General features: G+C 61.1%; 26 protein-coding genes and 1 tRNA gene. 11 read left to right on the forward strand and 16 right to left on the reverse strand.

Going from position 1 to position 25,960, the window contains the following annotated elements; translation table 11 throughout:
• Positions 1 to 5: 5 nt before the first annotated feature.
• The 9 genes from era to rpoZ all read right to left on the reverse strand — a co-directional run bounded on the left by era (position 6) and on the right by rpoZ (position 7,579).
• Positions 6 to 932, reverse strand: a complete 927-nt coding sequence (era, locus tag EOC83_RS22105; RefSeq protein WP_013532583.1) for a GTPase Era — start codon at positions 930 to 932, stop codon at positions 6 to 8.
• A complete protein-coding gene (gene rnc, locus EOC83_RS22110) occupies positions 929 to 1,684 on the reverse strand; it encodes a ribonuclease III (RefSeq protein WP_013532584.1) in 756 nt (251 codons plus the stop codon). Before rnc ends, era begins: the two co-directional genes overlap by 4 nt.
• A complete protein-coding gene (gene lepB, locus EOC83_RS22115; RefSeq protein ID WP_013532585.1) occupies positions 1,684 to 2,433 on the reverse strand; it encodes a signal peptidase I in 750 nt (249 codons plus the stop codon). The genes rnc and lepB overlap by 1 nt, the downstream gene beginning before the upstream one ends.
• Before the next feature lie 78 nt (positions 2,434 to 2,511).
• The gene (acpS, locus tag EOC83_RS22120; protein ID WP_013532586.1) at positions 2,512 to 2,925 is read right to left on the reverse strand and encodes a holo-ACP synthase; all 414 of its coding nucleotides are present in this window, start codon (positions 2,923 to 2,925) and stop codon (positions 2,512 to 2,514) included.
• A complete protein-coding gene (locus EOC83_RS22125; RefSeq protein ID WP_013532587.1) occupies positions 2,922 to 3,521 on the reverse strand; it encodes a DUF2062 domain-containing protein in 600 nt (199 codons plus the stop codon). Before EOC83_RS22125 ends, acpS begins: the two co-directional genes overlap by 4 nt.
• Positions 3,522 to 3,775: 254 nt before the next feature.
• A complete protein-coding gene (locus EOC83_RS22130) occupies positions 3,776 to 4,156 on the reverse strand; it encodes a VOC family protein (protein ID WP_024503070.1) in 381 nt (126 codons plus the stop codon).
• A gap of 35 nt (positions 4,157 to 4,191) precedes the next feature.
• The gene (gene pyrE / locus EOC83_RS22135; protein WP_013532589.1) at positions 4,192 to 4,770 is read right to left on the reverse strand and encodes an orotate phosphoribosyltransferase; all 579 of its coding nucleotides are present in this window, start codon (positions 4,768 to 4,770) and stop codon (positions 4,192 to 4,194) included.
• A gap of 50 nt (positions 4,771 to 4,820) precedes the next feature.
• Positions 4,821 to 7,049: a bifunctional (p)ppGpp synthetase/guanosine-3',5'-bis(diphosphate) 3'-pyrophosphohydrolase gene (locus EOC83_RS22140; protein ID WP_013532590.1), complete on the reverse strand. Its 2,229-nt coding sequence runs from the start codon at positions 7,047 to 7,049 to the stop codon at positions 4,821 to 4,823.
• Positions 7,050 to 7,177: 128 nt separating this feature from the next.
• Positions 7,178 to 7,579 carry a DNA-directed RNA polymerase subunit omega gene (gene rpoZ, locus EOC83_RS22145; RefSeq protein WP_013532591.1) on the reverse strand — a complete coding sequence of 134 codons (402 nt, stop codon included), beginning with the start codon at positions 7,577 to 7,579 and terminating at the stop codon, positions 7,178 to 7,180.
• 323 nt (positions 7,580 to 7,902) lie between these two features.
• Between rpoZ and EOC83_RS22150 the strand changes: the two genes are divergently transcribed.
• Together EOC83_RS22150 and EOC83_RS22155 are read left to right on the forward strand one after the other, a co-directional pair.
• The gene (locus EOC83_RS22150; protein WP_010915096.1) at positions 7,903 to 8,484 is read left to right on the forward strand and encodes an NYN domain-containing protein; all 582 of its coding nucleotides are present in this window, start codon (positions 7,903 to 7,905) and stop codon (positions 8,482 to 8,484) included.
• Between the two features lie 11 nt (positions 8,485 to 8,495).
• Entirely contained in the window at positions 8,496 to 9,152 is a 657-nt protein-coding gene (locus EOC83_RS22155) for a uracil-DNA glycosylase (RefSeq protein ID WP_013532592.1), read from the forward strand.
• Between the two features lie 17 nt (positions 9,153 to 9,169).
• Here EOC83_RS22155 and EOC83_RS22160 read toward each other — a convergent pair whose 3' ends face one another.
• Genes EOC83_RS22160 through dapA form a run of 3 tightly spaced genes read right to left on the reverse strand, consistent with a single transcriptional unit; the run spans position 9,170 to position 11,282 of the window.
• Positions 9,170 to 9,880, reverse strand: a complete 711-nt coding sequence (locus EOC83_RS22160) for a GH25 family lysozyme (RefSeq protein ID WP_013532593.1) — start codon at positions 9,878 to 9,880, stop codon at positions 9,170 to 9,172.
• A gap of 15 nt (positions 9,881 to 9,895) precedes the next feature.
• The gene (smpB, locus tag EOC83_RS22165) at positions 9,896 to 10,375 is read right to left on the reverse strand and encodes an SsrA-binding protein SmpB (protein ID WP_013532594.1); all 480 of its coding nucleotides are present in this window, start codon (positions 10,373 to 10,375) and stop codon (positions 9,896 to 9,898) included.
• A gap of 25 nt (positions 10,376 to 10,400) precedes the next feature.
• Positions 10,401 to 11,282: a 4-hydroxy-tetrahydrodipicolinate synthase gene (dapA, locus tag EOC83_RS22170; RefSeq protein ID WP_013532595.1), complete on the reverse strand. Its 882-nt coding sequence runs from the start codon at positions 11,280 to 11,282 to the stop codon at positions 10,401 to 10,403.
• Positions 11,283 to 11,529: 247 nt separating this feature from the next.
• Here dapA and EOC83_RS22175 point away from each other — a divergent pair, with 247 nt between their 5' ends.
• A complete protein-coding gene (locus tag EOC83_RS22175; protein ID WP_013532596.1) occupies positions 11,530 to 13,581 on the forward strand; it encodes a lytic transglycosylase domain-containing protein in 2,052 nt (683 codons plus the stop codon).
• A gap of 109 nt (positions 13,582 to 13,690) precedes the next feature.
• Positions 13,691 to 14,590 carry an alpha/beta hydrolase gene (locus EOC83_RS22180; RefSeq protein WP_013532597.1) on the forward strand — a complete coding sequence of 300 codons (900 nt, stop codon included), beginning with the start codon at positions 13,691 to 13,693 and terminating at the stop codon, positions 14,588 to 14,590.
• 59 nt (positions 14,591 to 14,649) lie between these two features.
• Here EOC83_RS22180 and EOC83_RS22185 read toward each other — a convergent pair whose 3' ends face one another.
• Both EOC83_RS22185 and EOC83_RS22190 read right to left on the reverse strand, forming a co-directional pair.
• Positions 14,650 to 15,744: a site-specific integrase gene (locus EOC83_RS22185; RefSeq protein ID WP_013532598.1), complete on the reverse strand. Its 1,095-nt coding sequence runs from the start codon at positions 15,742 to 15,744 to the stop codon at positions 14,650 to 14,652.
• A 238-nt stretch (positions 15,745 to 15,982) separates the two neighbouring features.
• Complete coding sequence (locus tag EOC83_RS22190; RefSeq protein WP_013532599.1) at positions 15,983 to 17,119, reverse strand: porin; 1,137 nt, start codon at positions 17,117 to 17,119, stop codon at positions 15,983 to 15,985.
• A gap of 449 nt (positions 17,120 to 17,568) precedes the next feature.
• On the opposite strand from EOC83_RS22190, the gene EOC83_RS22195 reads away from it, so the two are divergent.
• From EOC83_RS22195 to EOC83_RS22205, 3 genes are all read left to right on the forward strand, one after another.
• Positions 17,569 to 17,659, forward strand: a tRNA-Ser gene (locus EOC83_RS22195).
• 92 nt (positions 17,660 to 17,751) lie between these two features.
• Positions 17,752 to 18,003 (forward strand): GIY-YIG nuclease family protein, encoded by a 252-nt coding sequence (locus tag EOC83_RS22200; protein ID WP_013532600.1) that lies wholly within the window; start codon positions 17,752 to 17,754, stop codon positions 18,001 to 18,003.
• A gap of 97 nt (positions 18,004 to 18,100) precedes the next feature.
• Positions 18,101 to 19,246 (forward strand): porin, encoded by a 1,146-nt coding sequence (locus EOC83_RS22205; protein ID WP_013532601.1) that lies wholly within the window; start codon positions 18,101 to 18,103, stop codon positions 19,244 to 19,246.
• A gap of 377 nt (positions 19,247 to 19,623) precedes the next feature.
• On the opposite strand, the gene EOC83_RS22210 is transcribed toward EOC83_RS22205, so the two are convergent.
• Complete coding sequence (locus tag EOC83_RS22210) at positions 19,624 to 21,291, reverse strand: sulfotransferase (RefSeq protein ID WP_013532602.1); 1,668 nt, start codon at positions 21,289 to 21,291, stop codon at positions 19,624 to 19,626.
• A gap of 117 nt (positions 21,292 to 21,408) precedes the next feature.
• Between EOC83_RS22210 and EOC83_RS22215 the strand changes: the two genes are divergently transcribed.
• Positions 21,409 to 22,521, forward strand: a complete 1,113-nt coding sequence (locus EOC83_RS22215) for a pyridoxal phosphate-dependent aminotransferase (protein ID WP_013532603.1) — start codon at positions 21,409 to 21,411, stop codon at positions 22,519 to 22,521.
• Between the two features lie 35 nt (positions 22,522 to 22,556).
• On the opposite strand, the gene EOC83_RS22220 is transcribed toward EOC83_RS22215, so the two are convergent.
• Positions 22,557 to 23,549 carry a helix-turn-helix domain-containing GNAT family N-acetyltransferase gene (locus EOC83_RS22220; protein ID WP_013532604.1) on the reverse strand — a complete coding sequence of 331 codons (993 nt, stop codon included), beginning with the start codon at positions 23,547 to 23,549 and terminating at the stop codon, positions 22,557 to 22,559.
• A gap of 175 nt (positions 23,550 to 23,724) precedes the next feature.
• On the opposite strand from EOC83_RS22220, the gene EOC83_RS22225 reads away from it, so the two are divergent.
• The 3 genes from EOC83_RS22225 (at position 23,725) to EOC83_RS22235 (ending at position 25,959) form a co-directional block, all read left to right on the forward strand.
• Complete coding sequence (locus EOC83_RS22225; protein ID WP_013532605.1) at positions 23,725 to 24,009, forward strand: acylphosphatase; 285 nt, start codon at positions 23,725 to 23,727, stop codon at positions 24,007 to 24,009.
• Positions 24,010 to 24,080: 71 nt separating this feature from the next.
• Positions 24,081 to 24,731: a TetR/AcrR family transcriptional regulator gene (locus tag EOC83_RS22230; protein WP_013532606.1), complete on the forward strand. Its 651-nt coding sequence runs from the start codon at positions 24,081 to 24,083 to the stop codon at positions 24,729 to 24,731.
• A 64-nt stretch (positions 24,732 to 24,795) separates the two neighbouring features.
• Positions 24,796 to 25,959, forward strand: a complete 1,164-nt coding sequence (locus EOC83_RS22235; RefSeq protein WP_013532607.1) for an isovaleryl-CoA dehydrogenase — start codon at positions 24,796 to 24,798, stop codon at positions 25,957 to 25,959.
• Position 25,960 lies beyond the last annotated feature (1 nt).

Raw genomic sequence — 25,960 nt, forward strand, 5'->3', positions numbered from 1 at the left:
CGAGCCTAGCGCGGAAACTCGAGCCCCATTTCGCGGTAGCGCTCGGGGTCGTCGCCCCAGTTCTCGCGCACCTTGACGAACAGGAACAGGTGCACCTTCTGTTCGAGGATGCCTGCTATCTCCATGCGCGCCGCCTGGCCGATGGCGCGGATGGTCTCGCCCTTGTGGCCGAGAACGATCTTCTTCTGGCTGTCGCGCTCGACATAGATGGTCTGGTCGATGCGCACCGAGCCGTCCGGCTTCTCTTCCCATTTCTCGGTCTCGATATGCGAGGAATAGGGCAATTCCTGATGCAGCCTGAGATAAAGCTTCTCGCGCGTGATCTCGGCCGCGAGCTGGCGCATCGGCAGGTCCGAGATCTGGTCTTCCGGATAGTACCGGGGACCGACCGGCAGAGACTCGGCCAGATAATCGAGCACGTCCTTGCAGCCGGAACCGGTCAGCGCCGACACCATGAAGGTGCGCTTGAACGGCACCCTTTCGTTCGCTGCCGCCGACAGAGCCAGCAGCGCTTCGTGCTTGACGCGGTCGACCTTGTTGAGGATCAGCACCATCGGCTGGCGCACATCCTTCAGCCGTTCGAGGATGGCGTCGGCGTCGCCCCTGATGCCGCGCTCGGCGTCGATCAGAAGCAGTACGATATCGGCGTCCTTGGCCCCACCCCAGGCGGTGGTCACCATCGCCGTGTCGAGCCTCCGCTTCGGCTTGAAGATGCCGGGCGTATCGACGAAAACGATTTGCGCATTGTCATGCGTGGCGATGCCGCGCACGATGGCGCGGGTCGTCTGCACCTTGTGGGTGACAATCGACACCTTGGCGCCGACCAATTGGTTGACCAAGGTCGACTTGCCCGCATTGGGCGCGCCGATCAGCGCGACAAAGCCGGAATGCGTGGCGGCGGCTGTGGTCGCCGGCTCTTCGGTAGCGGTCATGCCGCGCTCCCTTCACTGGAGGGCCGCGAGCCCCCCGATTTTTGGGCCGATGCGGCGGCCCAAACGCCTTCGCGCACAAGAAATGCCGAAGCCGCCGCTTCTTCGGCCGCCCTGCGCGAGCCGCCGGTGCCGCTTATCGGCGCAAAGCCGCGGACCTGCAAGGATACAGTGAAGACCGGCTGATGGTCGGGTCCCTCGCGCTTGTCGATCACATACTCGGGTCTGATATCGCTGGTCTTGGCAATCCATTCCTGCAGATCGGATTTCGGATTGAGCGGCTTTGCGATCACCGTATGCGAGCGCGGTTCCCAATAGCGCAGGACGAACCGCCGCGCGGCCTCGATGCCACCGTCGACGTAAACCGCCGCAATCAGCGCTTCGACCGCATCCGCCAGATAGTTTCCGCCCGAGCCGCGCGACCGCATCTTCAAGGCAGAATCGGCGCGGACCAGATCCTCCAGCTGCATTTCGATGCCGATTTCGGAGCAGGTCCGCGCATCGACCAGCGCATTGAAGCGCGGCGCGATTTCACCTTCCGGCGCATCGGGAAATTTTTCGAAAAGCATATCGGCGACGACAAGCCCGAGCACGCGGTCGCCAAGAAATTCAAGACGCTGGTTGTTGGTGGCCGCCTTGACCGCACTGGAATGCGTCAAGGCGGTCTCAAGCAAACGGATATCCTTGAAGACGTAACCGGTCTTGGCCTTCACCAAACCGGCCAGTGTTTCGCCTGTCGGGCGCTTCAAAGCCATCAATTGACGAAGTGGAACAGGCGCGAAGCGCGCATCAGCGACGGCCATTTCCAGATTTCGAGAGGGCTCGCCTTGCCGGCGATCGAGAAGAAGACAAGATTGGCGCGGCCAACCAGATTTTCCGCGGGAACGTAGCCGACGGTGAAACGGCTGTCGGCGGAATTGTCCCGGTTGTCGCCCATCATGAAATAGTGGCCGGGCGGCACGTCGAATTCGCGGGTGTTGTCGCCGATCGAGTTCGAATTCAGGTCAAGCGTGTCGTAGCTGACGCCGTTGGGCAGGGTTTCGCGATAGACATCGATCGGGCGCGATTCCTCGGTGATGTCGGGATTGTCGATTTGGCCTGTTTTCACGCGCGGCACGCCGACACCGTTGATGAAAAGCTGGCCGTCCTTGACCTGGATCTTGTCACCCGGCAGGCCGACAACGCGCTTGATGTAGTCGACGGACGGATCAGGCGGGAATTTGAAAACCGCCACGTCGCCGCGCTTCGGCTCGGAGCCCCAGATGCGGCCCGAAAAAATATCGGGTCCGAAAGGCAGCGAATAGCGCGAATAGCCATAGGACCATTTGGTGACGAACAGATAGTCGCCTTCCAAAAGCGTCGGCCGCATCGATCCCGACGGGATCGAAAAAGGCTGGAACAGCAGCGTGCGGATGACCAGGGCGAGCAAAAGCGCCTGGACGATGACGCTGACGGTCTCGCCAAGCCCGCCGGATTTCTTCTCGGATTTTTCAGCCACGCTCATGTCGTCCTCGATTGTGCGTTGGATGGTATAGAGTCTCGGCGCGCGCTGGGCAACGTCAATGCCGGTCGTCAGAGGCAATCAATGTGGCGCTTCTTCGACGGGCAGCGCCTCGATGATCACAAAGGCTTGAGCGAGCGGGAAATCATCCGTGATGGTGAGGTGGATTGCCGCCCGATAGCCCTTTGGCAGGATTTTGGCCAGCCTGGCCTGCGCTCCTCCCGTCAACGCCATGGTCGGCGCGCCACTGGGCAGGTTGACGACACCCATGTCGCGCCAGAACACGCCCTGCGCCAGTCCGGTGCCCAGCGCCTTGGCGCAGGCCTCCTTGGCGGCGAAACGCTTGGCATAGGAGGCCGCGCGGGCGCGTCGATTGTCCGAACGCGCCTGTTCGATGTCGGTGTAGATTCTCTGGACGAAGCGCTGGCCGTGACGCTCCAGCGATTTCTCGATGCGTCTGATGTCGATCAGGTCGCTGCCGATGCCGATGATCATCGCGCAGTGGAACCGATGCTTGCGCCGGGATGGGACGATTGCGCATGCCGGCTTGCGCGCTCGGCCAGGCGTTTGCGCCGCTGTTCGCGGAAAGCGTTCATGCCCCAGCGCGTGATGGCGTAGAACAGCAGCCCGAAGATCAAGCCGAGCGGAACCGCACCGATCAGCATCGGTTCAAGGACCGGTTTCCACAATTGCGCGAAGGAGAGGTTGTGCAACATCTCGCCCAGATGCGCCGGCGGCCCATGTGTCGGCAACCGGTCATGCAGGATGAGCTTGCCCGTTTCCCACGACGCGCCCCATAGCAACGGGAAGGTCAGCGGGTTGCCGAAAAAAACCGCGCCAAGCGCCGCCGCCACCAGATTGCCGGCTATCACCCAGCACAGGATGGCAGCGATGATGAAATGGAAACCGACGGGGAAGAATGAAGCGAAGACACCGGCCGCAACGCCGGCCGCCACCGCATGCGGTGTGGCCTTCAGCCGCAGGATGCGCTTGGAAAAATACTGAAGCGAGCGCGAAAACGAGCGGCGCGGCCAAAGATAGGTACGCACCCGCTCATAAAGGCCATCAGGCTTGCGGCGTCGAAATAGCACTCTGTTCCCGTTCCACAGCGCCCGCAACGGCACCTTCAGCCGGGCGTGGCAGCCACATCTTGCGCTTGACGATCACCCTATGGCAATCGCCAGCTTATATAACAACGCGCTGGCGCAAGAACAACCAAACACCTTTTGTGCGCCGCGCTTGTCGCCGCCCTTCGGGGCGGCAGGTCTTGCTTCGAACATTGGACAATCGCGGCAAATTTAAGGAACGGCAGTCGCATCGCCGAAAGGCACAGCGCCGCCAGCGGCTACGGCAGGTATTCGCTGACCTCGACCAGATTGCCGTCCGGGTCGCGGAAATAGACCGACATCATTGGACCTCGGGCCCCGACACGTTCAACCGGGCCGAGTTCCACCACCACACCATTGGCCGCGAGCCGCGCACGGACCTCATCCAGTGGCCGCTCGGTGATCAGGCAGAAATCACCTGATCCTGATGTCGGCGACTTCGCCTTTGGCTCGAAAGTCCGGCCGACCTCATGCACATTGATCTTATGGCTACCGAAAGCCAGCGCCGTCGGTCGATCCGCCGCGTCGATGCGCTCAAAACCCAGCACGCGCTGGTAAAACTCACAGGTCACTTCCAGCGAAGCGACCGTCAGCACGAAATGATCGATGCCGGCGATCATTTCCAATTCGTCTTCACGCATGTCGGCATGCCCCGTCAGATGTTGCGGCTGCCGGGCTTGATCGCCGGGATGGCGGCAAGCTCCGGCGGCAGCCGGTCGGCCGGATAGGCCGGGACCTCATACTCGGCAAGCGCGATGAGCGGCACGCCGACATCAGTCTTGCCGGCCGAACGGTCGATGATGCAGGCCGCGGCAACCACCTCGGCGCCAAGCTCGCGCAGGCACTCGATGGTCTCTCGGATCGACAGGCCGGTGGTGACGATGTCCTCGACGATGACGACACGCGACCCCCTGGCGATCTCGAAGCGGCGCAAGCGGAACTCGCCCCCCTCCCGCTCGACCCAGATCGCCGGCACGCCGAGATGACGTGAGGTCTCATAGGCCGGGATCAGCCCGCCGATCGCCGGGCCGACGACATAGTCGATCTTGCCGGGCACGCCTGCGCGGATCTTCTCCGCCAGCGCCTTGCACAGAAGCTCGGTCTTGTCGGCATGCATGAACACGCGCGCCTTCTGCAGGAAGACCGGACTGCGCAGGCCCGAGGTCAAAATGAAATGCCCTTCCAGAACAGCACCCGCCTCGCGGAAAATGCCCAGCACTTCATCGGTGTTCATGTCTGCCTCTTTTTGATTGACCATGATGTTGTCCGAAACCGGAGCATGGTCTAGCCATTGACGCGTCTTGCGTCGCTGACGCTCGAATTGTCCTTGAGCTGCGATAGCAGCCGGTTGAGGTGCTTGAGATCCCAGACTTCGAGATCGATCAGCATTTCGGTGAAGTCGGGCGCAGTGCGCACCATCGACAGCGTATGGATGTTGGCGTCGTTCGAGGCAACCACCTGCGCTATATCGGCGAGTGACCCCGGCGCGTTGATGGCGGTGACCGATACGCGCGCCGGAAAGCGTTCCTTGGTGCGCTCATCGATGTCCCAGCGCACGTCGATCCAGCGCTCGGGCTGGTCATCGAACGCCTGCAGCGCTGGCGACTGGATCGGATAGATAGTGATGCCGGTGCCCGGCTGGACGATGCCGACGATGCGATCGCCAGGGACTGCCCCTTCCGGCGCGAAGCGCACCGGCAGATCGCCGCGCACGCCGCGGATCGGCACGGCTCCATCGCGCGGCTGGTCCTTGTCCTTGCGCGCGGCACGACCCGGAATCTGGAACAGCATGCCGGCGGCATTGCGGATCTTCGACCAGCCCTCCTCTCGCGGCTTGGGGACGGCCGTGGTGACGCGCTCATCCTTGTAGTCGGGGAATACCGCCTTCATGACATCAGTGGAGGCGAGCTCGCCACGCCCGACAGAGGCCAGCACATCCTCGATGTCCTTGCGCGCCAACCTGTGCAGCACCTGCTTCAGGCTCTCCTTGGTGAAGGTCTTGCCGGCACGCTCGAAGGCGCGTTCCAGGATGCGGATGCCAAGACCCGAATATTGCTTGCGGATGGCGTTCTTGGTGGCACGGCGGATGGCCGAGCGCGCCTTGCCGGTGACGACGACCGATTCCCACGCCGCCGGCGGCACCTGCGCCTTGGAGCGGATGATCTCGACCTCGTCGCCGTTCTTCAGTTCCGTCATCAGCGGCATGATGCGGCCGTTGACCTTGGCACCGACGCAGGTGTCGCCGACATCGGTGTGCACCGCATAGGCGAAGTCGATCGGTGTCGCGCCGCGCGGCAGCGCAATCAACATGCCTTTCGGGGTGAAGCAGAACACCTGGTCCTGGAACAGTTCCAGCTTGGTATTTTCGAGGAAATCCTCAGGGTTGTCGCCTTCGGCAAGCTGCTCGATGGTGCGGCGCAGCCAGGCGTAGGCGTTGGTTTCCTTTGAAATCGCGTGGGCGGCGCCATTCGTCTTGCCGCCGGTATCCTTGTAGATCGAATGGGCGGCGACGCCGTATTCGGCGATCTTGTTCATCTCTCGGGTACGGATCTGCAGCTCGACACGCTGGCGCGACGGGCCGACAATGGTGGTGTGGATCGAGCGGTAGTCGTTCTGTTTCGGCGTCGAGATGTAGTCCTTGAAGCGACCCGGCACCATCGACCACGCGGTGTGGATGGCGCCAAGCGCCCGGTAGCAGTCCTCGACCGTGTCGACGACGACGCGAAAGCCGAAGATGTCAGAGAGCTGCTCGAAGGACAGCGCCTTGGCCTCCATCTTGCGGAACACCGACCACGGCTTCTTCTGCCGGCTCTTTACGCTGGCGTTGATCGCATGCTTCTCGAACAACGTGGACAGTGCCTTTTCGATGTCCGTCAGCACGCCCTTGTTGCGTTCGAAGATTTCGGCAAGCCGTGCGGTGACGGCGCGATAGGCTTCAGGATTAATGAAGCGGAAGGCGATCTCCTCCAGCTCTTCACGCATGCCTTGCATGCCCATGCGCCCGGCCAGCGGTGCGTAGATATCCATCGTCTCCTCGGCGATGCGCAGGCGCTTGGCCTCCGGCATGTGGTCGAGGGTGCGCATATTGTGCAAACGATCGGCGAGCTTGACCAGCAGCACGCGGACATCTTCCGAAATCGCCAGCAGAAGCTTTCTCAGGTTTTCCGCCTGCTCGGCCTTCTTCGAGACCAGATCGAGCTTCTTCAACTTGGTCAGGCCCTCGACCAGCTTGCCCATTTCGGGGCCGAACAGATCGTCGATCTCGGCCCGCGTGGCGGTCGTGTCCTCGATGGTGTCGTGCAGCAGGGCGACCGCGATCGTCGCCTCGTCCATATGCATTTCGGTGAGGATGGCGGCGACTTCGAGCGGATGCGAGAAATACGGATCGCCGGAAGCGCGCTTCTGGTGGCCATGCTTCTGCATGGCATAGACATAGGCCTTGTTGAGCAACGCCTCGTTGACGTCAGGCTTGTAGCGCTGGACGCGCTCGACAAGCTCATACTGACGCATCATGGGCGGAATCTCGCGGTGCTGAAATGATTGATGCGCCGCACTAGCGTACGGCGCATCCCATAGATAGCCACGAAACTGACTGGACGGAAGTGCCGGAAACGTATTCCAGGCAGGTCCAGAACGCTGGCTTAGTAGTCGTCGCTCTTTTCCGGCGGCACCAGGCCCTCGATGCCGGCCAGGAGGTCTTCCTCGGTCATCCGGTCGAAGGTGATGTTCTCCTCGGCGTCGTCGGCGTCGGTGGCGGCAACGGCGGTGCCGGTCTGATCGGCAATCGCCTCGCCATCGGCCTCGGGCTCGTCGACCTCGACATGCTTCTGCAGCGAATGGATCAGATCTTCCTTGAGGTCGTCGGGCGACAGCGTCTCATCGGCGATCTCGCGCAGCGCCACAACCGGATTCTTGTCGTTGTCACGCGGCACTGTGATCGGCGCGCCCTGGCTGATCTGCCGGGCACGATGGCCGGCAAGGAGCACCAGCTCGAAGCGGTTGTCGACCTTGTCGATGCAATCTTCAACGGTTACGCGGGCCATGGATTGCCCCTTTCATGCGATGGATTTGATGGAAAACAGGCTCGGTCCATAACCCGAACGCCGCCAAAATACAAGCATCATGGCAATGGCTGGGTTGCATGGCGCCCAAACCTTGGTTCAAACACCCGATTTGGCAAAACCAGTCTGTGCTATGTGTTCGGTGTCCCGATCACAATTGCTTGCAGTGCCGCACGCGCCCTTGGATTGCCGCGAAACTGGCGCTATCTCGGATGGCATAGAGGTCAGCCGGTTTATTATGAGCCTGACCGAACGCTATCGCATTTGGTTTAGACGGGTGTTTATTTCGAGAAGGAATATTTTCCATGTTCGACCCTCGTGAAAAAATCGCCCTATTCATCGACGGCGCCAATCTCTACGCGACGTCGCGCGCGCTCGGCTTCGACATCGACTACCGCAAGCTTCTGTCGAGCTTCCAGAAGCGCGGCTATCTGCTGCGCGCCTATTATTACACGGCGCTGGTCGAGGATCAGGAATACTCCTCGATCCGTCCGCTGATCGACTGGCTCGACTATAATGGCTTCAAGGTGGTCACCAAGCCGGCCAAGGAATTCACCGACTCGACCGGCCGCCGCAAGATCAAGGGCAATATGGACATCGAGCTCACCGTCGATGCGCTGGAACTCGCCGATGTCGTCGACCACTACGTCATCTTTTCCGGCGACGGCGATTTCCGCACATTGGTCGAGGCATTGCAGCGGCGTGGCCGCAAGGTATCGATCGTCTCGACCATGGCCTCGCAGCCGCCGATGATCTCCGACGATCTGCGCCGCCAGGCCGACCATTTCATCGACCTGACGACGCTGAAGAACGAGGTTGGCCGTGACCCGTCCGAGCGCCCGGTGCGCAGGCCCGAGCCGGCCGAAGTCGACGAGGACGATTATTGAGGCCGGTCGCCTTGACCGTGCTTTCCGCCTCCGAACCCGGCCGCGATTGCCCGCTCTGCCCAAGGCTGCATGACTTCATCGCCGAGTGGCGGCAGCGCGAGCCGTCCTGGTTCAATGCGCCGGTGCCGACTTTTTTACCACCCGAGGGTGACGCGGCGGTTCAGTTGCTGATCGTCGGGCTGGCGCCTGGCCTGCGCGGTGCCAATCGAACGGGCCGCCCGTTCACCGGCGACTATGCCGGCGACATGCTCTACTCGACGATGATTTCGCACGGTTTTGCGCGCGGAGAGTTCAAGGCGCGGCCAGATGACGGATTGGAGCTGGTCGGCACCGCGATCACCAACGCGGTGCGCTGCGTGCCGCCGGAGAACAAGCCGGTGGGCGCTGAGATTGCCACCTGCCGGACATTCCTGGTGCCGACGATCGCCAGGTTCCCGAACCTGCGCGCCGTGCTGGCACTGGGATCGATCGCGCACCAGTCGACGGTGCGGGCATTGGGCGGGCGTGTCGCCGCCTATCCGTTCAAGCATGGCGGGCAGCTGCCGGCCGGCAGCATCACGCTGTTTTCGAGCTATCATTGCTCGCGCTACAACACCAACACCGGTGTGCTGACCGAAGCGATGTTCGTTAGCGTTTTCAGCCAGATAGCGGCGTTCCTGCAGAAATAGAGTCGGGCGCCAGCGGATCAGCTTGATGGCGCAAACAGTGCAGCCAGCACCGCCGGCCCACCCTTCAGCACATTCATATCGACATCGCCATTGATGCCGTCGACGCGACCCCTGTTGTGGTACTGCCAGTAGACCCAGTCGTCGCGGTCCGGCTCCAGGAGCAACGAGCGGAGCCAGAGCGGACGGGCAGCAATGCGCCCTGCATAGGTCTGCGCTGCCTCATCGGTCAGATAGACGATCGCAGGCTTGCCGAACGTCGCCTCGACTGGAGCGAGGAACGCGGCCAGTTCGGCGTTCAATTGTTCGGGCGTCGGCCGCTGCGGGCAGTTGCCGCCGAATTCGATGTCGACGACCGGCGGCAGCAGCGGCTGGTCGTGCGGCACAACCGAGATGAAATTCTTCGCCTGGTCGGCGCCAGGTCGGCAAAAGGTGAAAAAGTGATAGGCGCCGACGGCGAGACCGGCGGCGCGGGCCTCTTCCAGATTCTTCGCGAAGGCATCGTCGACATGATCGCCGCCTTCGGTCGCCTTGATGACTGCGAAGGCGACATCGTCGGCGGCGACACGCGGCCAGTCGATCCGGCCCTGATGATGGGAAACGTCGATGCCCCTGAGCGGATATTTGTCGCGGTCCGGCGAGAATGCCTTGAAATAGATGTAGCCGCCTGCTGCGACGAAACATACCAAGACCAGACTGGCCAGACCAAAGAGAACAATTCGGTTCTTCAAGCGAATGGCCCCAGCCTACCCACGCTCTTTTAACAGCCGGCCCTTCTCGCGCGACCAATCGCGCTGCTTCTCGCTCTCGCGCTTGTCGTGCAGTTTCTTGCCGCGGCCGACAGCGAGCAGCAGCTTGGCGCGGCCCTGGTCGTTGAAATAGATTTTCAGCGGCACAAGCGTCATGCCTTCGCGGTCGACGCTTTGCGACAGTTTCGCCATTTCGCGCTTGTTGAGCAGCAGCTTGCGGCGCCGCCTGGGCTCGTGGTTGAAGCGGTTGGCCTGCAGATATTCCGGCAGATAGGAATTGATCAGCCAGATCTCGCCGCCTTCGACCGAGGCGTAGCTGTCCTGGATGTTGGCCTGGCCCTGGCGCAGCGACTTGACCTCGGTGCCGGTCAGCACCAGACCGGCCTCGACCGTGTCGAGCACCTCATAGGAAAACCGCGCCTTGCGGTTTTCCGAAACGGTCTTGTTGTTGGGATCGGCTTTTCTGACTTGATTCATGATGCGGAGAGGTGGCGCCTCATCCCTAATTAATCAAGCCGGCGTGCTTCATAGCCGCATCGATCTTGTCGGCAGTCGACTGTTCGATCGTCACCAACGGCGAGCGCAGCACGTTTTCGACCTTGCCTAGCTTCGACAGCGCGTATTTGGCGCCGGAAACGCCAGGCTCGATGAAGATCGCCTTGTGCAGCGGCAGCAGGCGATCCTGCAGATCCAGCGCCTTGGCGCTGTCGCCGGCAAGCGTTGCCTCCTGGAATTCGGCGCACAGCCGCGGCGCGACGTTCGACGTCACCGAAATACAGCCGACGCCGCCATGCGCGTTGAATCCAAGCGCCGAAGCATCTTCGCCCGAAAGCTGGATGAAATCCTTGCCGCACGTGGCACGCTGCTCGGAAACCCGTTCGACCTTGCCGGTGGCATCCTTGACACCGACGATGTTCTTGAAGTCGTGCACGAGCCGGCCCATCGTGTCCGGCATCATGTCGATGACCGAGCGCGGCGGGATGTTGTAGATGATGATCGGCAGCTTGGTCGCCCTGGCGACCGCCGCGAAGTGCTCATACAGGCCGCGCTGCGTCGGCCTGTTATAATAAGGCGTGACGACCAGGGCGGCATCGGCGCCGGCCTTCTCGGCATACTGCACGAGCCCGACGGCTTCCTCGGTGTTGTTGGAACCAGCGCCGGCGACGACCGGAACTCGTCCCTTGGCCACCTCGATGCATACCTTGACGACCTGGCGGTGCTCGTCATGCGACAGTGTCGGCGACTCGCCGGTGGTGCCGACCGGCACCAGGCCCGTCGTGCCCTCCGCGAGTTGCCATTCGACGAATGCGCGAAAGGCTTTCTCGTCGAAACGCCCGCTCTTTTCGAACGGTGTCACGAGCGCAGTAAGCGAGCCTCTCAGCATATCGTCCAACTCCTTGGCACTTCTGGTGTTTTGTGTCGGTGTTTGTGGTCGCGCCTTCTAACCGAAAGCGAAGCGGCGCACCATAGTCTCGACATGGTTGCGCGGCAAGCATTGCCATGGTGCCAGCAAGCGCAATTCGAACGGCCTCGCTAACTCTTTGTTTACGGGCTCTTCACGACCTAAGTTTAGGCTTCGAGGCATCTTCGCCAGCTTGTGGAATGCCAGGACAAGGAAAGATTTAGGGATCATGCCGGGCGGTCGGCCTCACCTTCTCGCGCTGCTTGGCGCCGCGCTCGCGCTGATGCCGGGCATGGCGATCAGCGGCAGCGTGGACGCACGGGTCACCTCAGCCATTCCGATTCCAGGCGCGGCAATTGCGCTGCCAGACCTGCAGGACAGAACGCGACAGGCGCCCTTGCCCGACGTCGCCCCTCTGAAAAGCGGACTGGATGCGTTGGCGCGGGGTGATAGTCTCCGCGCTCGTGGCGTGCGCGATGCCCTTCCGGCGCAGTCGCTCGACCAGCATATCCTTGCCTGGGCGATCGCGCTTTATGGCGGCGACAAGGTTCCGAGCGACGATATCACTGCTGCGGCCAAGATGCTGCCCAACTGGCCGGGGACCGTAGCCCTGCGCAAGAACAGCGAGCGCGCGCTCTATCGAGAGAACCCTGCCCCCGACATCGTCATCAGGGCGTTCGATGGCAGCCAGCCGCAGACATTCGAAGGCGTGATGGTTCTCGCCCGCGCCTATGTGGCGTCCAGCAATACCAAGGCGGCGCGTTCCGTGCTGTCGCCCTTCTGGCGCACCGCGATCCTGGAGGCCAAGGACGAGGCGGCGCTGATCAAGGAATTCGGCAGCCTGATCCCGGCCGCGGACCACCGCTTTCGCATGGAGCGCATGTTCTATGCCGACCGCGCGAATTCCGCGCTGCGCGTCGCCGGCCTCGCCGGCGCCCAGCAGCTCGCCGATGCATGGGCGGCGGCCGACAAAGGCGACAAGAACGCGCCCAAGCTGCTGAAGGCCGTGCCGGCAATGCAACGTTCGGCCGGCTACTTCTTCGCGCAGGCCGAATATTTGCGCAAGCAGGAGGATTTTGCCGGCGCTGCAGCCATTGTGATGCAGGCACCGACCGATCGCGAAGCTCTGGTCGATCCGGATGCCTGGTGGGTCGAGCGCCGGGTGCTGTCGCGTGAACTGGTCGACCAGGGCGACATGAAGGCCGCGTACAAGATCGTCGCTACACACGCTGCCGAAAGTGCCACCAATGCGGCCGACGCCGAATTCCATGCCGGCTGGTACGCGTTGCGCGGCCTGAACGACCCCAAGCTTGCCGCAACGCATTTCGCTCGCATCGCCGACCTTGCCCAAGGGCCGATGACGCTGTCGCGCGCGTATTACTGGCTCGGCCGTGCCGCCGAAGTCGGCGGCCCGGGCAACGCCAAGGATTATTTTGCGCGCGCCGCTGCCTACGGCACGACATTCTACGGCCAGCTTGCCGCCGAACGTGTCGGCCGGCAGGCGCTCAACATCGTCTATCCCTCGCCAAGCGCAGCCGACCGGCAGAACTTTGCCGGCCGCGAGGCCGTCAGCGCCATCAAGCGGCTGCAGGAGGCGGGCTACGACCGCTATGCCGAGACGCTCTATCGCGACCTTGCCGGGCAGTTGACCAGTCCAGGCGAACTGGCGCTGCTCGCTGTCCTTGCCGAAAAGCAAGGGAACCATTTCATGGCGCTGAAAATCGGCAAGATCGCCGGGGCGCGCGGCATTGATGTCGGCGCATTGTCGCATCCGCTCGGCGTCATTCCCGATTCGGCCGACATTTCCGGCTCAGGCAAGGCGCTGGCCTATGCGATCGCCCGCCAGGAAAGCGAATTCAACATCGGCGCCGTGTCGAGCGCCGGCGCGCGCGGGCTGCTGCAGCTGATGCCGGGAACCGCAAGGCAATTGGCGAAGAAGGCCGGGCTGCAGTTTTCGCAAACACGGCTGACCACCGATGCCGGCTACAACGCGACGCTTGGTTCGGCCTTCCTCGGCGAACAGCTCGACCGCTTCAACGGCTCCTACGTGCTGACCTTCGCCGGCTACAATGCCGGCCCCAACCGGGCCAGGCAGTGGGTGGGCAGATATGGCGACCCGCGCGGCAAGGACATCGACGCGGTCGTCGACTGGATCGAGCGGATTCCCTACACGGAAACAAGAAGTTACGTTCAGCGAGTGATGGAGAATTACGAGGTCTACAAGATGCGTATTTCCGGCGAATACGACATTGTCGGGGATCTGGTGAACGGGCGGAGTTGAGCCTTTCTGTCCTTCTCCACTTGTGGGAGAAGGCAAGAGCGCCTTTTATTGACCATCCCTGCCCTCGCCTGTAGCTGTCCAGATTGATACAGCGAGGTCGCACATTCCGATGGCAAGCGAGCAGCTTTTTTCCGACTTCTTCTACAGCGCACCGGACGGGTTAAAACTCCATGCGCGCGTCTATGGCGAGGCCAATTCCGGACCCTGGCCGGTTGTCTGCCTGCCTGGCCTGACCCGCAATGCCAGGGATTTTCACGAGCTGGCGCTCTATCTGTCGACGCATGCGGCAACTCCACGAAAGGTCATCGCCTTCGACTACCGCGGGCGCGGGCAGTCAGCTTATGATCCCGACGTCAAAAATTACAATGTCGGCGTGGAGGCCGGCGACATTCTCGCCGGGCTGGCGGCGCTGAACATCGGAGAAGCGGCCTTCATCGGCACCTCGCGCGGGGGATTGATCATCCATGTGCTCGGGACGATGCGGCCATCCGTCCTGAAAGCCATTGTTTTCAACGACATCGGACCGATGATCGAGACGGCCGGACTTGCCCATATCCAGTCTTATCTCGAGCGCGACCCGGCACCGAAAACCCGCACACAGGCGGCGGCCGCCCAGCGCAGCGTGCATGGCGAAGACTTCTCCGCTCTTGCCGGCGCCGATTGGGATCGGATGGTATGGGCTCTCTACCGCGAAACGGATGGTGGGCTGGTGCCGGATTTCGATCCGAAGCTGGTGGATACCGTTGCCAGTCTCGATCTGACGCAGAAGCTGCCTGACCTATGGCCGCAATTCGAGGCGTTGGCCGCGATTCCTCTGCTCACCATACGGGGCGTTAATTCGAGATTGCTGTCCACAGACACGCTCAAGCAGATGAGAGAGCGCCATTCCATGATGGAGACGATCACCGTCGAGGGTCAGGGCCATGCGCCGTTCCTCGAGACCGGCAGCCTACCGGGCGACATAGGCGCTTTTCTCGATCAGGCCGAGCGGAAGAATATCCTGAAGTAAATCCCATGACCGAACAAGGTCACGGGATAGCTATGATAGTATAGGCAAGTTTCTTCAGCCTACTTGGCTTTTGAACTTTTCCGAGTCGCTTTCGGCGACTCCTTAGCGGCGGCGGCTGCCCCGTCCCTCTTTTTCCGCTCTGCCGTCGGCGACGAAGGCGTCGTCACGGGCGAAGAAAACATGGGGCCTTCAGCGCAATTGCCGCCCGGCTGAGTCGATCGAGGCGTTTCCAGCACGATGACACAGCCATCGAGATCGTTGGTGGCCAGATGCGCGTAGCGCATCGTCATCGACAGCGTTTGGTGGCCGAGCCACATCTGCACGCGCCTGATGTCGATGCCGCCCTGGACAAGACGCGAGGCGCAGGTATGGCGCAATATGTGCGGCACCACCTGATCGTCGGCGCCGAGGCCGACTTCGGCCTTCGCGTCGTTCCAGATGGCACGGAACTGTGCCTGGCTGAGCTTGGTGAACGGTCCTTTGGGCCGACGACCCTCGGTGGGAGGCAGCTTGATGACCTCCTTGACCCGCTCGGTCATCGGAATGGTGCGGCTGCGGCCGGATTTGGTGATCCAGAAGGAGACGCGATGCTCCTGGATATCGTTCCAGATCAGCCCAAGCGCCTCGCCGAGACGGCATCCGGTGTCGACCAGGAAAACGGAAAGCCTGTAGGCATCCTCGCTGCGGCTCTTGATGGCGGCGAACAGGCGCGCCTCTTCGTCCCTTTCGAGGAAGCGAATCCGACCCGCCCGCTCCTTCTGGCGGCGGAACTCGGGCAGGCTGTGGATATCTCCCATCTTGTGAGCCTTGCGCAGCAGTTTGCTGAGGGCAGCCATCTTTCGATTGATGGTTGCGTTGCTGTTGCCGCGCTGGCGCAGGGTGCCGATAAGGTTGTCCAGGGTACTTTGGTCAAAGGCGCTGAAACGCTCACCAAGGAGAATCTCGTCTATTTCGCCGATGAACGAGCTGACATTATACTTATGCCGCCCATCATCCCATAATATGTCCCGATATGCTGAAAAAAGATCTCCGACCCGATGCGATTTTACTTCTCTAATCTTGTTGTAGGTGTATCGAATCTTCGGACTTTGAGAAGAAAACATCGAAAAATGATCAGAGGACTCGCCCTCTTGAATCGCTTCGTTCGTCATCATTTGCCACACCCCCGAGTGGGATAGGTCAGCCCTACCCGCTTGGAAGCGTCCTTTCAAGAGATTTTAATCACGCAGTTGTGATTTCATCCGCCCATCAGCGGATCCCACGAAACCACCCCACGGATTTATTCAGCTACCGTTACCCCCATCCTTCCGTTTGCCTTGATCCAGTCACGAAACAAAAACAGCCCGGGCGTTTGCGCGCCCGGGCTGGATTTCACCTGTAAGGAACCAGCCCTTAGAACGAGCGCTGGAAGCGGAGGATACCGCCGATGTTGCTCTTCTTGTCGGCATGGGTCCAGTTGGACACGGTGTCGTTGCCGACATTAAGGTAATCGACTTCGGCCGTAACCGTGAAGCCAGGAACCACGTCGTAGGCGATGTTCGCCGCGATGCCGAGGTTCTTGCCCTCGTCATATGACACCTGAGCGTTGAACGAGGTCTTCTCGTTGAACTTGTAGGTGCCACCGCCCCACAGTGCCCAATTGCCGCTCCACTGCTTGTACATGCCGCGACCACCAGCAGGGAAATTCAAGCTTGCGTCGGTGTAGTTGTCGTCGGTGCCGTAACCGCCCATGATGAACAGCGTCAGCTCGTTCGTCGCGTTCACGTCCAAGCGAACCTTGGTGGCGACTTCTTCGTAGTTGCTGTCATACGAAACAACGCCGGTGATTGCACCCCAGCCCTGCGTCCACTTCACACCGCCGACGACATGCGGAACATAGCTGTCGATCGTGTAGGCGCCATAGCCTTCTTCGAGTGAAACCACAGCCGAGAAGCCGTTGCCAGCATCGAAGTAATACTGGATGACGTTGGTGTCGAAGCCGCCATAGGGAACCAGCGTATCCTGGATGACGTTGCCGGCGTAGCCGACGAACGTATCGAAGGCCGATTCGTCCTTACCGACGCGCAGGCCACCGAGCTGGATCCAGGCGAAGTTCAGCGAAACAGGCTCGTTGCCAGCAGCATTGATGAACGGGCTCGTATCGCGTTGGGTGTTGCTGAAATTGAAGCGGGTCTCGGTGTAGGTCTTCAAGGTGCCGAGTTCGGTTTCCTGACCGGTCCAGGTCTTCAGCGTGAAGCGGGCTCTCTTGCGCCAGGTGTCGTTGCTCTCACCGATGTCCTGATGATCTGCGCTTCTTGCACCATCGAACGAGCCGACGTCGCCGCCACCGATGTCATAACGGATATAGCCGCCGATGCGCAGGCAGGTCTCGGTGCCGGGGATGTAGAAGTAGCCAGCGCCGTAGACGTCGCAAATCTTGACGTATTCAGCGGGTTCCGGCTCGGCGACGACGACGGCGTCGGCGGCGCGCGCACCGGAAACTGCGATCAGGGCCGCAGCGGAGCCGAGGAGAAGGCTCTTAATGTTCATTTTCTGACCTCCAGTCAAAAGTTAAAAAACGGGTCTGGGTATTCTTTGCTGAAGGACAGCGTTCCCTGCCCCATCCCCACTACCGAAAAAGATGCGCACCGCGCCGCTCCTTCGAAATCGACATTACCCATGAGGCGGCGAGGTTCAACCACGATCGTACCGGTGAAAGGGCTGCCTGGCTGCTATCCCCCGGCGTTGTTGCACAAATGACACGATTTGGCCTCACTCAGAAAGCTCTCGTTAACCATCAGGCCGCCGCACTCCCTTGTTTGCCGGCGAATCCGGCGATGGGCCGACGGAATCATGGCGAATTCCCGAGTCGCTAGCCAGGAAACAACCGCAGAACCGCCACATCCATGGGGGTCGCGGTTCGGCGCCTTCTTATTTTTGCATATAATGATGCGGGCTTGTTGATTGTGCCGGCGCTTTTCTTTATCCAGCGGCGCAACGGAGAGGTGGCCGAGTGGTCGAAGGCGCTCCCCTGCTAAGGGAGTAGAGGTCAAAAGCTTCTCGTGGGTTCGAATCCCATCCTCTCCGCCACCCTACGCCCTGCGGGCTTCGGGTGGCAGGCCACCCGGAACCGCATCGGCGTGGGAGTGTCGCCCGAAGCTACGAAGTAGCGTACGGGGACCATGTGGTACGTGTATTTCCTGCAGCTTCATAATGGCGATGTCTATGTCGGGTCGACAAACGACCTTCGACGCCGGTTCGAATCGCATCAATCAGGCTATGTGACTTCGACCAGAGCCTATCTGCCTGTAGCCCTGAAGACCTATATCGCGGTCGAAACCGAGACCAACGCACGGCAGTTCGAGCGATATTTCAAGACCGGATCGGGCAAGGCTTTCGCCAGTAAACGGCTTTGGCGGACAGAGCCCCGCTGAAGGCCTTTTTATCTATCCATCTGAAATATAAAGAAAAAAATACATGAGAGCTGGGTTTTACCGACCTCCGTTCTCGATTCTGACTGGAGGTCAGAAAATGAACATTAAGAGCCTTCTCCTCGGCTCCGCTGCGGCCCTGATCGCAGTTTCCGGTGCGCGCGCCGCCGACGCCGTCGTCGTCGCCGAGCCGGAACCCGCTGAATACGTCAAGATTTGCGACGTCTACGGCGCTGGCTACTTCTACATCCCCGGCACCGAGACCTGCCTGCGCGTCGGCGGCTATGTCCGTTATGACATCGGCGGTGGCGACCTCGGTTCGTTCGATGGTGCAAAAGCCGCGGATCACCAGGATGGTGATGACCACAATACCTGGCTGAAGAATACCCGCTTCACGCTGAAGACCTGGACAGGCCAGGAAACCGAACTCGGCACCTTGAAGACCTACACCGAGACCCGCTTCAACTTCGGCGACGACAACGCCTTCGAGGACGTCAACGCCGCCCACAACCGGGACGTCTCGCTGAACTTCGCCTGGATCCAGCTCGGCGGCCTGCGCGTCGGTAAGGACGAATCGGCCTTCGATACGTTCGTCGGCTACGCCGGCAACGTCATCAACGACACGCTCGTTCCCTACGGCGATTTCGACACCAACGTCGTCCAGTACTACTTCGACGCCGGCAACGGCTTCTCGGCAGTGGTCTCGCTGGAAGAAGGTAACGCCAATGACACGATCGACAGCTATGTTCCGCATGTCGTCGGCGGCGTGAAGTACACGCAGGGCTGGGGCGCCATCACCGGTGTCGTCGCCTATGACAGCAATTACGAAGAAGTGGCCGGCAAGGTTCGCCTGGATGTGAACGTCTCCAACGAACTCTCGCTGTTCATCATGGGCGGCTACGGTTCGGACGACAATCTCAACGATAACCTCAGCAATCATGTCGACGCCAACGGTCGCGGCTTCTACAAGATGTGGGGTGGCAATTGGGCAGTGTGGGGCGGTGGCACCTACAAGTTCAACGAAAAAACCTCGTTCAACGCTCAGGTGTCTGCTGACGATTGGAAGAACGTCGGCGTTGCCGCGAACATCGCTTACGACGTTGTGCCGGGCTTCACGGTCACGGCCGAAGTCGACTACCTCCATGCAGGCCGATTTGGCGATGTCAACTATGTTAACCCATCGTTCACACCGGCCGACAAGAAGAACAGCATCGGCGGCCTCCTCCGCTTCCAGCGCTCGTTCTAATATATTTCGACTTGTCGAAATCGAAAACCCGGCGGGCAACCGCCGGGTTTTTTACGCCGGGTTCCGAGAGACTCGTCAAATGCAGTTGAGCCGCCCCGAGACCGAGCCCCTGCACTTCTTGAAGGTTTGCGAGCGACAATAGCCAGCCGACGAAGCCGAGCCCCGGCAGCTCCGGCAGTCCGGCAGTGCGTGAGTTTTCGCGCCAAGCACTTCGAGCGTGTCGACCAGCAGAATCAATTGACCAACCGAGCGATTGTGTTGGGATCATCGGGTGCGGAATCACGCGCATCCGTAAGCTTCTTCAGCTCTATTTCTCAGCAGTGCCAACCAAATCGAGGAGACGTGCGCGCATGAGCGGAACGCAGGACTGGTCTGAGTTACGTGTCCGCCAAGTCGCCCAAAGCATCGATGAGTGGCTGGATCTCGCCTTCATAATTCTTCCAGCGCTTGACCGACGATTTGTAGATCGGTTGGCGAACCTGCCAGCGACTGGGTGTGTTGACCGAACCATCCCTGTCGAAAAAGCGCAGGCAGGCGTCATCCCAGGGCAGCCCAAGGTAATCGATGAGGCGGCGTGACTGCGCTTCCTGATCGTCGACCAGCGTCTCGTACTGATTTTCGAAGATCAGGTTCGGGAAAACCTCGTTCCAATGCTGCATCAGGCGGTCATATTCTCGATAGTACAGGCCGAGTGTCTTCAGGTCGGTGTTGTAGCTGTGCCCCTCGCCGAATTTCTGGACAAAACAAGAGACGCAATTGTCGATGGCGTCACGACGGCAATGAATGATTCGCGCGTTGGGAAAGAGAACGGCGATAAGACCGATCAGCTCAAAATTATGAGGCATCTTATCCACGATCCGAAGCGCGGCAGGCGCTCGCTCCCTCAGATAGGTCAGGTGCTCTTCGGCCAGTGTTCCGGACAGGTGTTCTGTGATCGACGCCATCGCATGGTTTAGCCTCCCGGCCGATGACTTTCTGAGGTCGATCGCATTCGCGACTCTTCTGAGTTTGCTTAGTTCCCCTGCGCCATGGACATCGGGATGACTTGCGCAAATTTGTTCCGTGAGTGTCGTTCCCGAGCGCGGCATGCCGACCACGAACACAGGAACTTCCGAAGGATTTCCGTAACCCGACCTGGCAGCCAGCATCTCAGGCGTGAAGGTCTCAATCAGTGAATCTACCCACCGACGGTATTGGTCGATATCGAAGTAGCGGCCCGAGGCCTGTTTGGCCTTGTTGAAATGGCCGAATGCATCCTTATAGCGCTTGAGGTCGTTCAGCACCTTGCCGGCCGCCAGATGGAGCTTCTCTACGCCGTCCAGATCAAGCTTGGGATTGCCGAGTTCACCAACGATGGATTGTAGTTCCTTTGGCTCTTCGGTGAACTTTTGCGTCTGTACAAGGTCGTTGTAGGCAGTCGGCATTGCGATGCGACGTTCGATTGCTTCTTTAAGAAAGGCGGCGGCCTCGTCCATGCGCCCCAGGCTGCTGAGCGCGCTGGCCAGTCCTATCCGCACTTTGGGATGATCGCGGTTGATCTTCAGCGCCTTCTCATAGAGCGGCAAAGCCATGTCGGGTTTATCAAACTGGATATAAGCGTCCCCCAATGCACAAAGCGCTTCGATGAGACCTGGCTGCAACTCCAAGGCATACTGCATATGCTCGATTGCCGGTGAATATTCACTGACCTTCACATAGGCCGAAGCCAAACCAAGGTGGTAGTAGGGGTTTTTTGGTTCCTCGCCGATCGCTCGTGCGAAATATCGCAAGGCCGCCTCATCGTCGTAGCCCAGGCACACGGTCCCCAAAATATACAGGGCGAGCGGATGGTTAGGCGTGCGCGCCAGCACCCGAAGGCATAGGTCCTGAGCCTCGTTAAGCCGCTTGGCCTGCTGAAACTGATACGCCTGCTCCAGCAACGCATCGTCTGCCTGCGCAGGCGAAAGCGAATTTGCGTTGCGCAGATTTGGCTGCGGGAATTTGGGTTTCGGCCCGGTTTGGACCTTGAGGTGCTTTGACCAGGCAGGCGGCAGACGGTTGTTCATCACGTCTCGCTAGCAAAAGCGGCCGAAAGAATCCAGCGTTACGGATCTGCCCAGCGGCAACTTGCACCGACCCATCCGGCGCGCTAGCAAGAAGGCCCTTTCAAGCGAGCTTCCACCATGCATCAGCGCCCTCCCCTCATGCCGCTCATCGCAGCGCTTCCCTCGACGGTGCCGTTTGTCGGCCCCGAAGCGCAGGAGCGCGAGCGTGGCCGCGCTTTTCGCGCCCGCATCGGCGCCAATGAGAGCAGCTTTGGTCCCTCGCCGCGCGTCATCGCCCGCATGGCCGAGATCGCCGGCGACATGTGGATGTATTGCGATCCCGACAATCACGATCTGAAGGTGGCGGTAGCCGCGCATCACGGCGTAAAAGCAGAGAACGTCGTTGTCGGCGAAGGCATAGATGGCCTGCTCGCCCTGGTGGCACGCATGTATGTGGCGCCCGGCGATGCTGTGGTCACCTCGCTCGGCGCTTATCCGACCTTCAACTTCCACATCGCCGGTGTCGGCGGACGACTGGTGACGGTCCCTTACGAGAACGACCGGGAAAGCCTGGATGGCCTGCTGGCGGCGGTGCACAGGGACAAGGCCCCGCTGGTCTATCTCTCCAACCCCGACAATCCGATGGGCAGTTGGTGGGAGGCGAGCGAGATCATCCGCTTCATCGAGGCGCTGCCGGAAACCACCATGCTGGTGCTCGACGAGGCCTATGGCGAACTCGGGCCGGCCTCGGCGCTGCCGCCGATCGATATCTCCAGGCCAAACGTCATCCGCATGCGCACCTTCTCGAAGGCGTACGGGCTGGCGGGCATACGCTGCGGCTATGCGATCGCTGAGGCCCAGGTGATCCGCGACTTCGAGAAGATCCGCAACCATTACGGCGTCAGCCGCATGGCGCAGATCGCCGGCGTCGAGGCGCTCGCCGATCAGCACTATCTGCAAAGCGTGGTGGCGCGGGTCGCGGCCGGCCGCCGACGCATCGCCGGCATTGCCGAGGCGAACGGGCTGAAGCCACTGGCGTCGGCGACCAATTTCGTCACCATCGATTGCTGCGGCGATGGCGCCTTCGCGCTGAAAGTTCTGCAAGCCCTGCTGTCACGCGACGTCTTCATCCGCAAGCCGATGGTGCCACGGCTCGACCGCTGCATCCGCGTCAGCGTCGGCCTCGATCACGAGCTCGACATTTTTGCCGAGGAACTTCCCGGTGCTTTGGCGGCAGCGCGGGGTAATTAGGATACCGCTGGCGCGCAACCGGCAGCAAAAGCCGCCTACAAATCCATTTCCCAGGTCTGGCCGGTCAGATCCTTGCCGAAGCTGCGGTGGTGCTCCTGCGAGACCAGCCTGAAGCCGGCACGTTCGTAGATCGCGCGCGCCGCAACGAGGATGTCGTTGGTCCACAGAACTAGCTTGGCGTAGCCGCAAGCCCGGGCCTGGTTCACGCATTCCGCCACCAGTCGTTTGCCGATGCCGAAGCCGCGCGCCGACGCCTCGACATGCAGCATTCTCAGCTTGGCCACCTTATCATCCTGATGAACCAGGAACACCGCGCCGACCGGCTGACCACCGCGCTCGGCGATCCAGCAGAAATCGCGGCCGGGCACGAAATTGCGAATGAAATCGGCGCCGATCTCGGCGAGCATGGCCTCGAACTCGATCGTCCAGCCATATTCCTCGGCATAAAGTTGGGCCTGGCGCTGCACGACCCAGCCGACATCGCCGACGCGGTGCGGCCGCAACGTCACCTCGCCGCTTTCACGGGTGGGATCACCCAGCAATTCCCCCGCCTTGCGCAAGGCGCTGCGCAGTTCATGCAACCTGTCGTCGGGTACGCTTTCGATCAGCCGCGCCGTATCCCGATCGGCCGCCGCCTGCAGCCTGGCAAGCGCTGCCTCGCCCCTTGCGGTCAGCGAGAGGACCCTTCGGCGCCGGTCAGCCGGGTCCGTTCTGGCCTCGGTCAGCCCCTGGCCCGCGAACTTGCGCAGGATCCGCGTCAGATAGGCGGCATCGACACGCAATTGTCTCGATATTTCGGAGGCCGCCGGGCCATTCTCGAGCCGAAAAGCCCCAACCAGGAAACCTCGCTCGCCGGCGATTTCGGCGGAAGCCGGGTTGCTGCGGTGACCCAGTTCGAACAGCACGCGCGCCTCGGTCAAAGTGAATGCACTTTGTGTCAGCGTCTCGTCGAGAAGGCCGACAGTGCGCGTGTAGAAGCGATTGAAGCGCCGGACATCGGCCACCAATGCGTTGCGTTCGTCCAACATTTGCGGCCAGCTCCTAATAAAGCAGTTCCATTTTCCTAAATTAGTGGACTGAGTCAATTAAATTCAAGGCCAGAAGGCCAGCTAAAGCCGGAAGGCCCAGCTATTGCGTCCGCGCGCAGGTTGCATTCCTCAGGCCGTGCGCCAGATTCAAAACGAGACAGGCTTGGAGAGATTCATGGCTGGTCATCGCAGGAAAGTGCACGCACGCGTCTACGGTAACGTGCAAGGCGTCGGCTTCAGAGCCTGGGCCCGGGATGAGGCCACGGGCCTTGGTCTTGCGGGCTGGGTTTGCAATGAAGCGGACGGGTCCGTAACGGCCGAGATCGCAGGCCTCGATGAGGAGGTCTCGACAATGATCGAGCGCCTCTGGAAAGGGCCGGCCGGGGCTTTGGTTTCCAAGGTCGACGTCGAGGAGTTGGAGGCAGACAACGCCTCTGTTGGGTTCAGAATCGTGGCATGAAGGCGGATTTGGATTGAGCGCCTTGAATTAATTAAACGTTCGTTTTATTATTGCTCCGCAGAGGAGCTGACATGGCACGCACCGCCGGGTCTGATGGCGAAAAGACCGAAGCGACCATTCGTGAGGCGGCGGTCAATCTGATCGCGCGTTTTGGCTACGAGGCGATGTCGATGCGACAGCTCGCCGCCGAGGTCGGCGTACAGGCGGCCGCACTCTACCGCTACTTTCCGACCAAGGAAGAGCTTCTGTTCACGCTGATGCGCGAGCACATGGAAGGTTTGACCGAAGCGTGGGAAACAGCTCGCCCGGTTAATGCGGATCCCGTGCAGCGGCTTTCGGCCTATGTCGAAAACCACATCACTTTCCACATCGAGCGACGGCACGCCACGCATGTGTCGAACATGGAATTGCGCAGCCTGTCGCCGGAAAGGCTGACGCAGATCCTGCGCATGCGCACTGCCTACGAGAAGGAGCTGCGCACCATCCTGCGCGACGGCGCCGAGACGGGCACCTTCAGCATCGACGACACCGGGCTGACCGCCATGGCGCTGATCCAGATGATGACCGGCGTCATCGTCTGGTTTCGGCCGGGCGAACGGCTGTCGATCGCTGAAGTGACCACAACATATCTTTCAATGACAATGCGGCTCGTCGGCGCGAAGATCGACGCCTACGGCGCCGCGCGTCCCTTCGGACGCGCAAAGGACGCTGCAGCATTTTGATTCGCGCATGATCCCTTTCCGAAATCAAAGTCGATTTTCGAGGTCATGCGCAGGGAGGAGAAAAATGTACACCAACACGCTCAGCTTCGGGCATGACGAAGAGATCGAGGCGCTGCGCGACATGGTGCGGCGCTTTGCCCAGGACCGGATCGCGCCGATCGCCGCCGACATCGATCGCTCGAACGAATTCCCGGCGCATCTGTGGGGCGAATTCGGTGCGCTCGGCCTGCTCGGCATCACCGCCGACCCCGATTTCGGCGGCAGCGGCATGGGCTATCTCGCCCATGTGATCGCCGTCGAGGAGATTTCGCGCGCTTCGGCCTCGGTCGGCCTCTCCTACGGTGCCCATTCCAACCTCTGCGTCAACCAGATCAACCGCTGGGCGACGCAGGCGCAGAAGGAAAAATACCTGCCGCCGCTGTGCTCGGGCGAGCGAGTCGGCGCGCTGGCGATGTCGGAATCCGGCGCCGGCTCGGACGTCGTCTCGCTGAAGCTGCGCGCCGAAAAGCGCAATGACCGCTACGTGCTCAACGGCACCAAGATGTGGATCACCAACGGGCCGGACGCCGAGACGCTGGTGGTCTATGCCAAGACGGATCCGGACCAGAAATCGCGCGGCATCACCGCCTTCATCGTCGAGAAGGCTTTTGCCGGATTTTCCGTGGCGCAAAAGCTCGACAAGCTCGGCATGCGCGGCTCCAACACCGGCGAGCTGGTGTTTAGGGATGTCGAGGTGCCCTTCGACAACGTGCTGCATGAGGAAGGGCGCGGCGTCGAAGTGCTGATGTCTGGCCTAGACTATGAGCGCACGGTGCTTGCCGGCGGCCCGATCGGCCTGATGGCGGCGTGCCTCGACGTGGCAATCCCCTATGTGCATGAGCGCAAGCAGTTCGGACAGGCGATCGGCGAGTTCCAACTGGTGCAGGGCAAGCTGGCCGACATGTACACGACGCTGAATGCCGCGCGCGCCTATGTCTATGCCGTCGCCGCCGCCTGCGATCGTGGCCAGACGACGCGCAAGGATGCCGCCGGCTGCGTGCTGTTTGCCGCCGAGAAGGCGACGCTGATGGCGCTCGACGCCATCCAGCTGCTTGGCGGCAACGGCTACATCAACGACTATCCAACCGGCCGCCTGTTGCGCGATGCCAAGCTCTACGAGATCGGCGCCGGCACCAGCGAAATCCGCCGCTGGCTGATCGGCCGCGAGATCATGGCGGAGGGGGTGTAGG

It is taken from the genome of Mesorhizobium sp. Primo-A (assembly GCF_003997175.1).
GTDB lineage: Bacteria > Pseudomonadota > Alphaproteobacteria > Rhizobiales > Rhizobiaceae > Mesorhizobium > Mesorhizobium ciceri.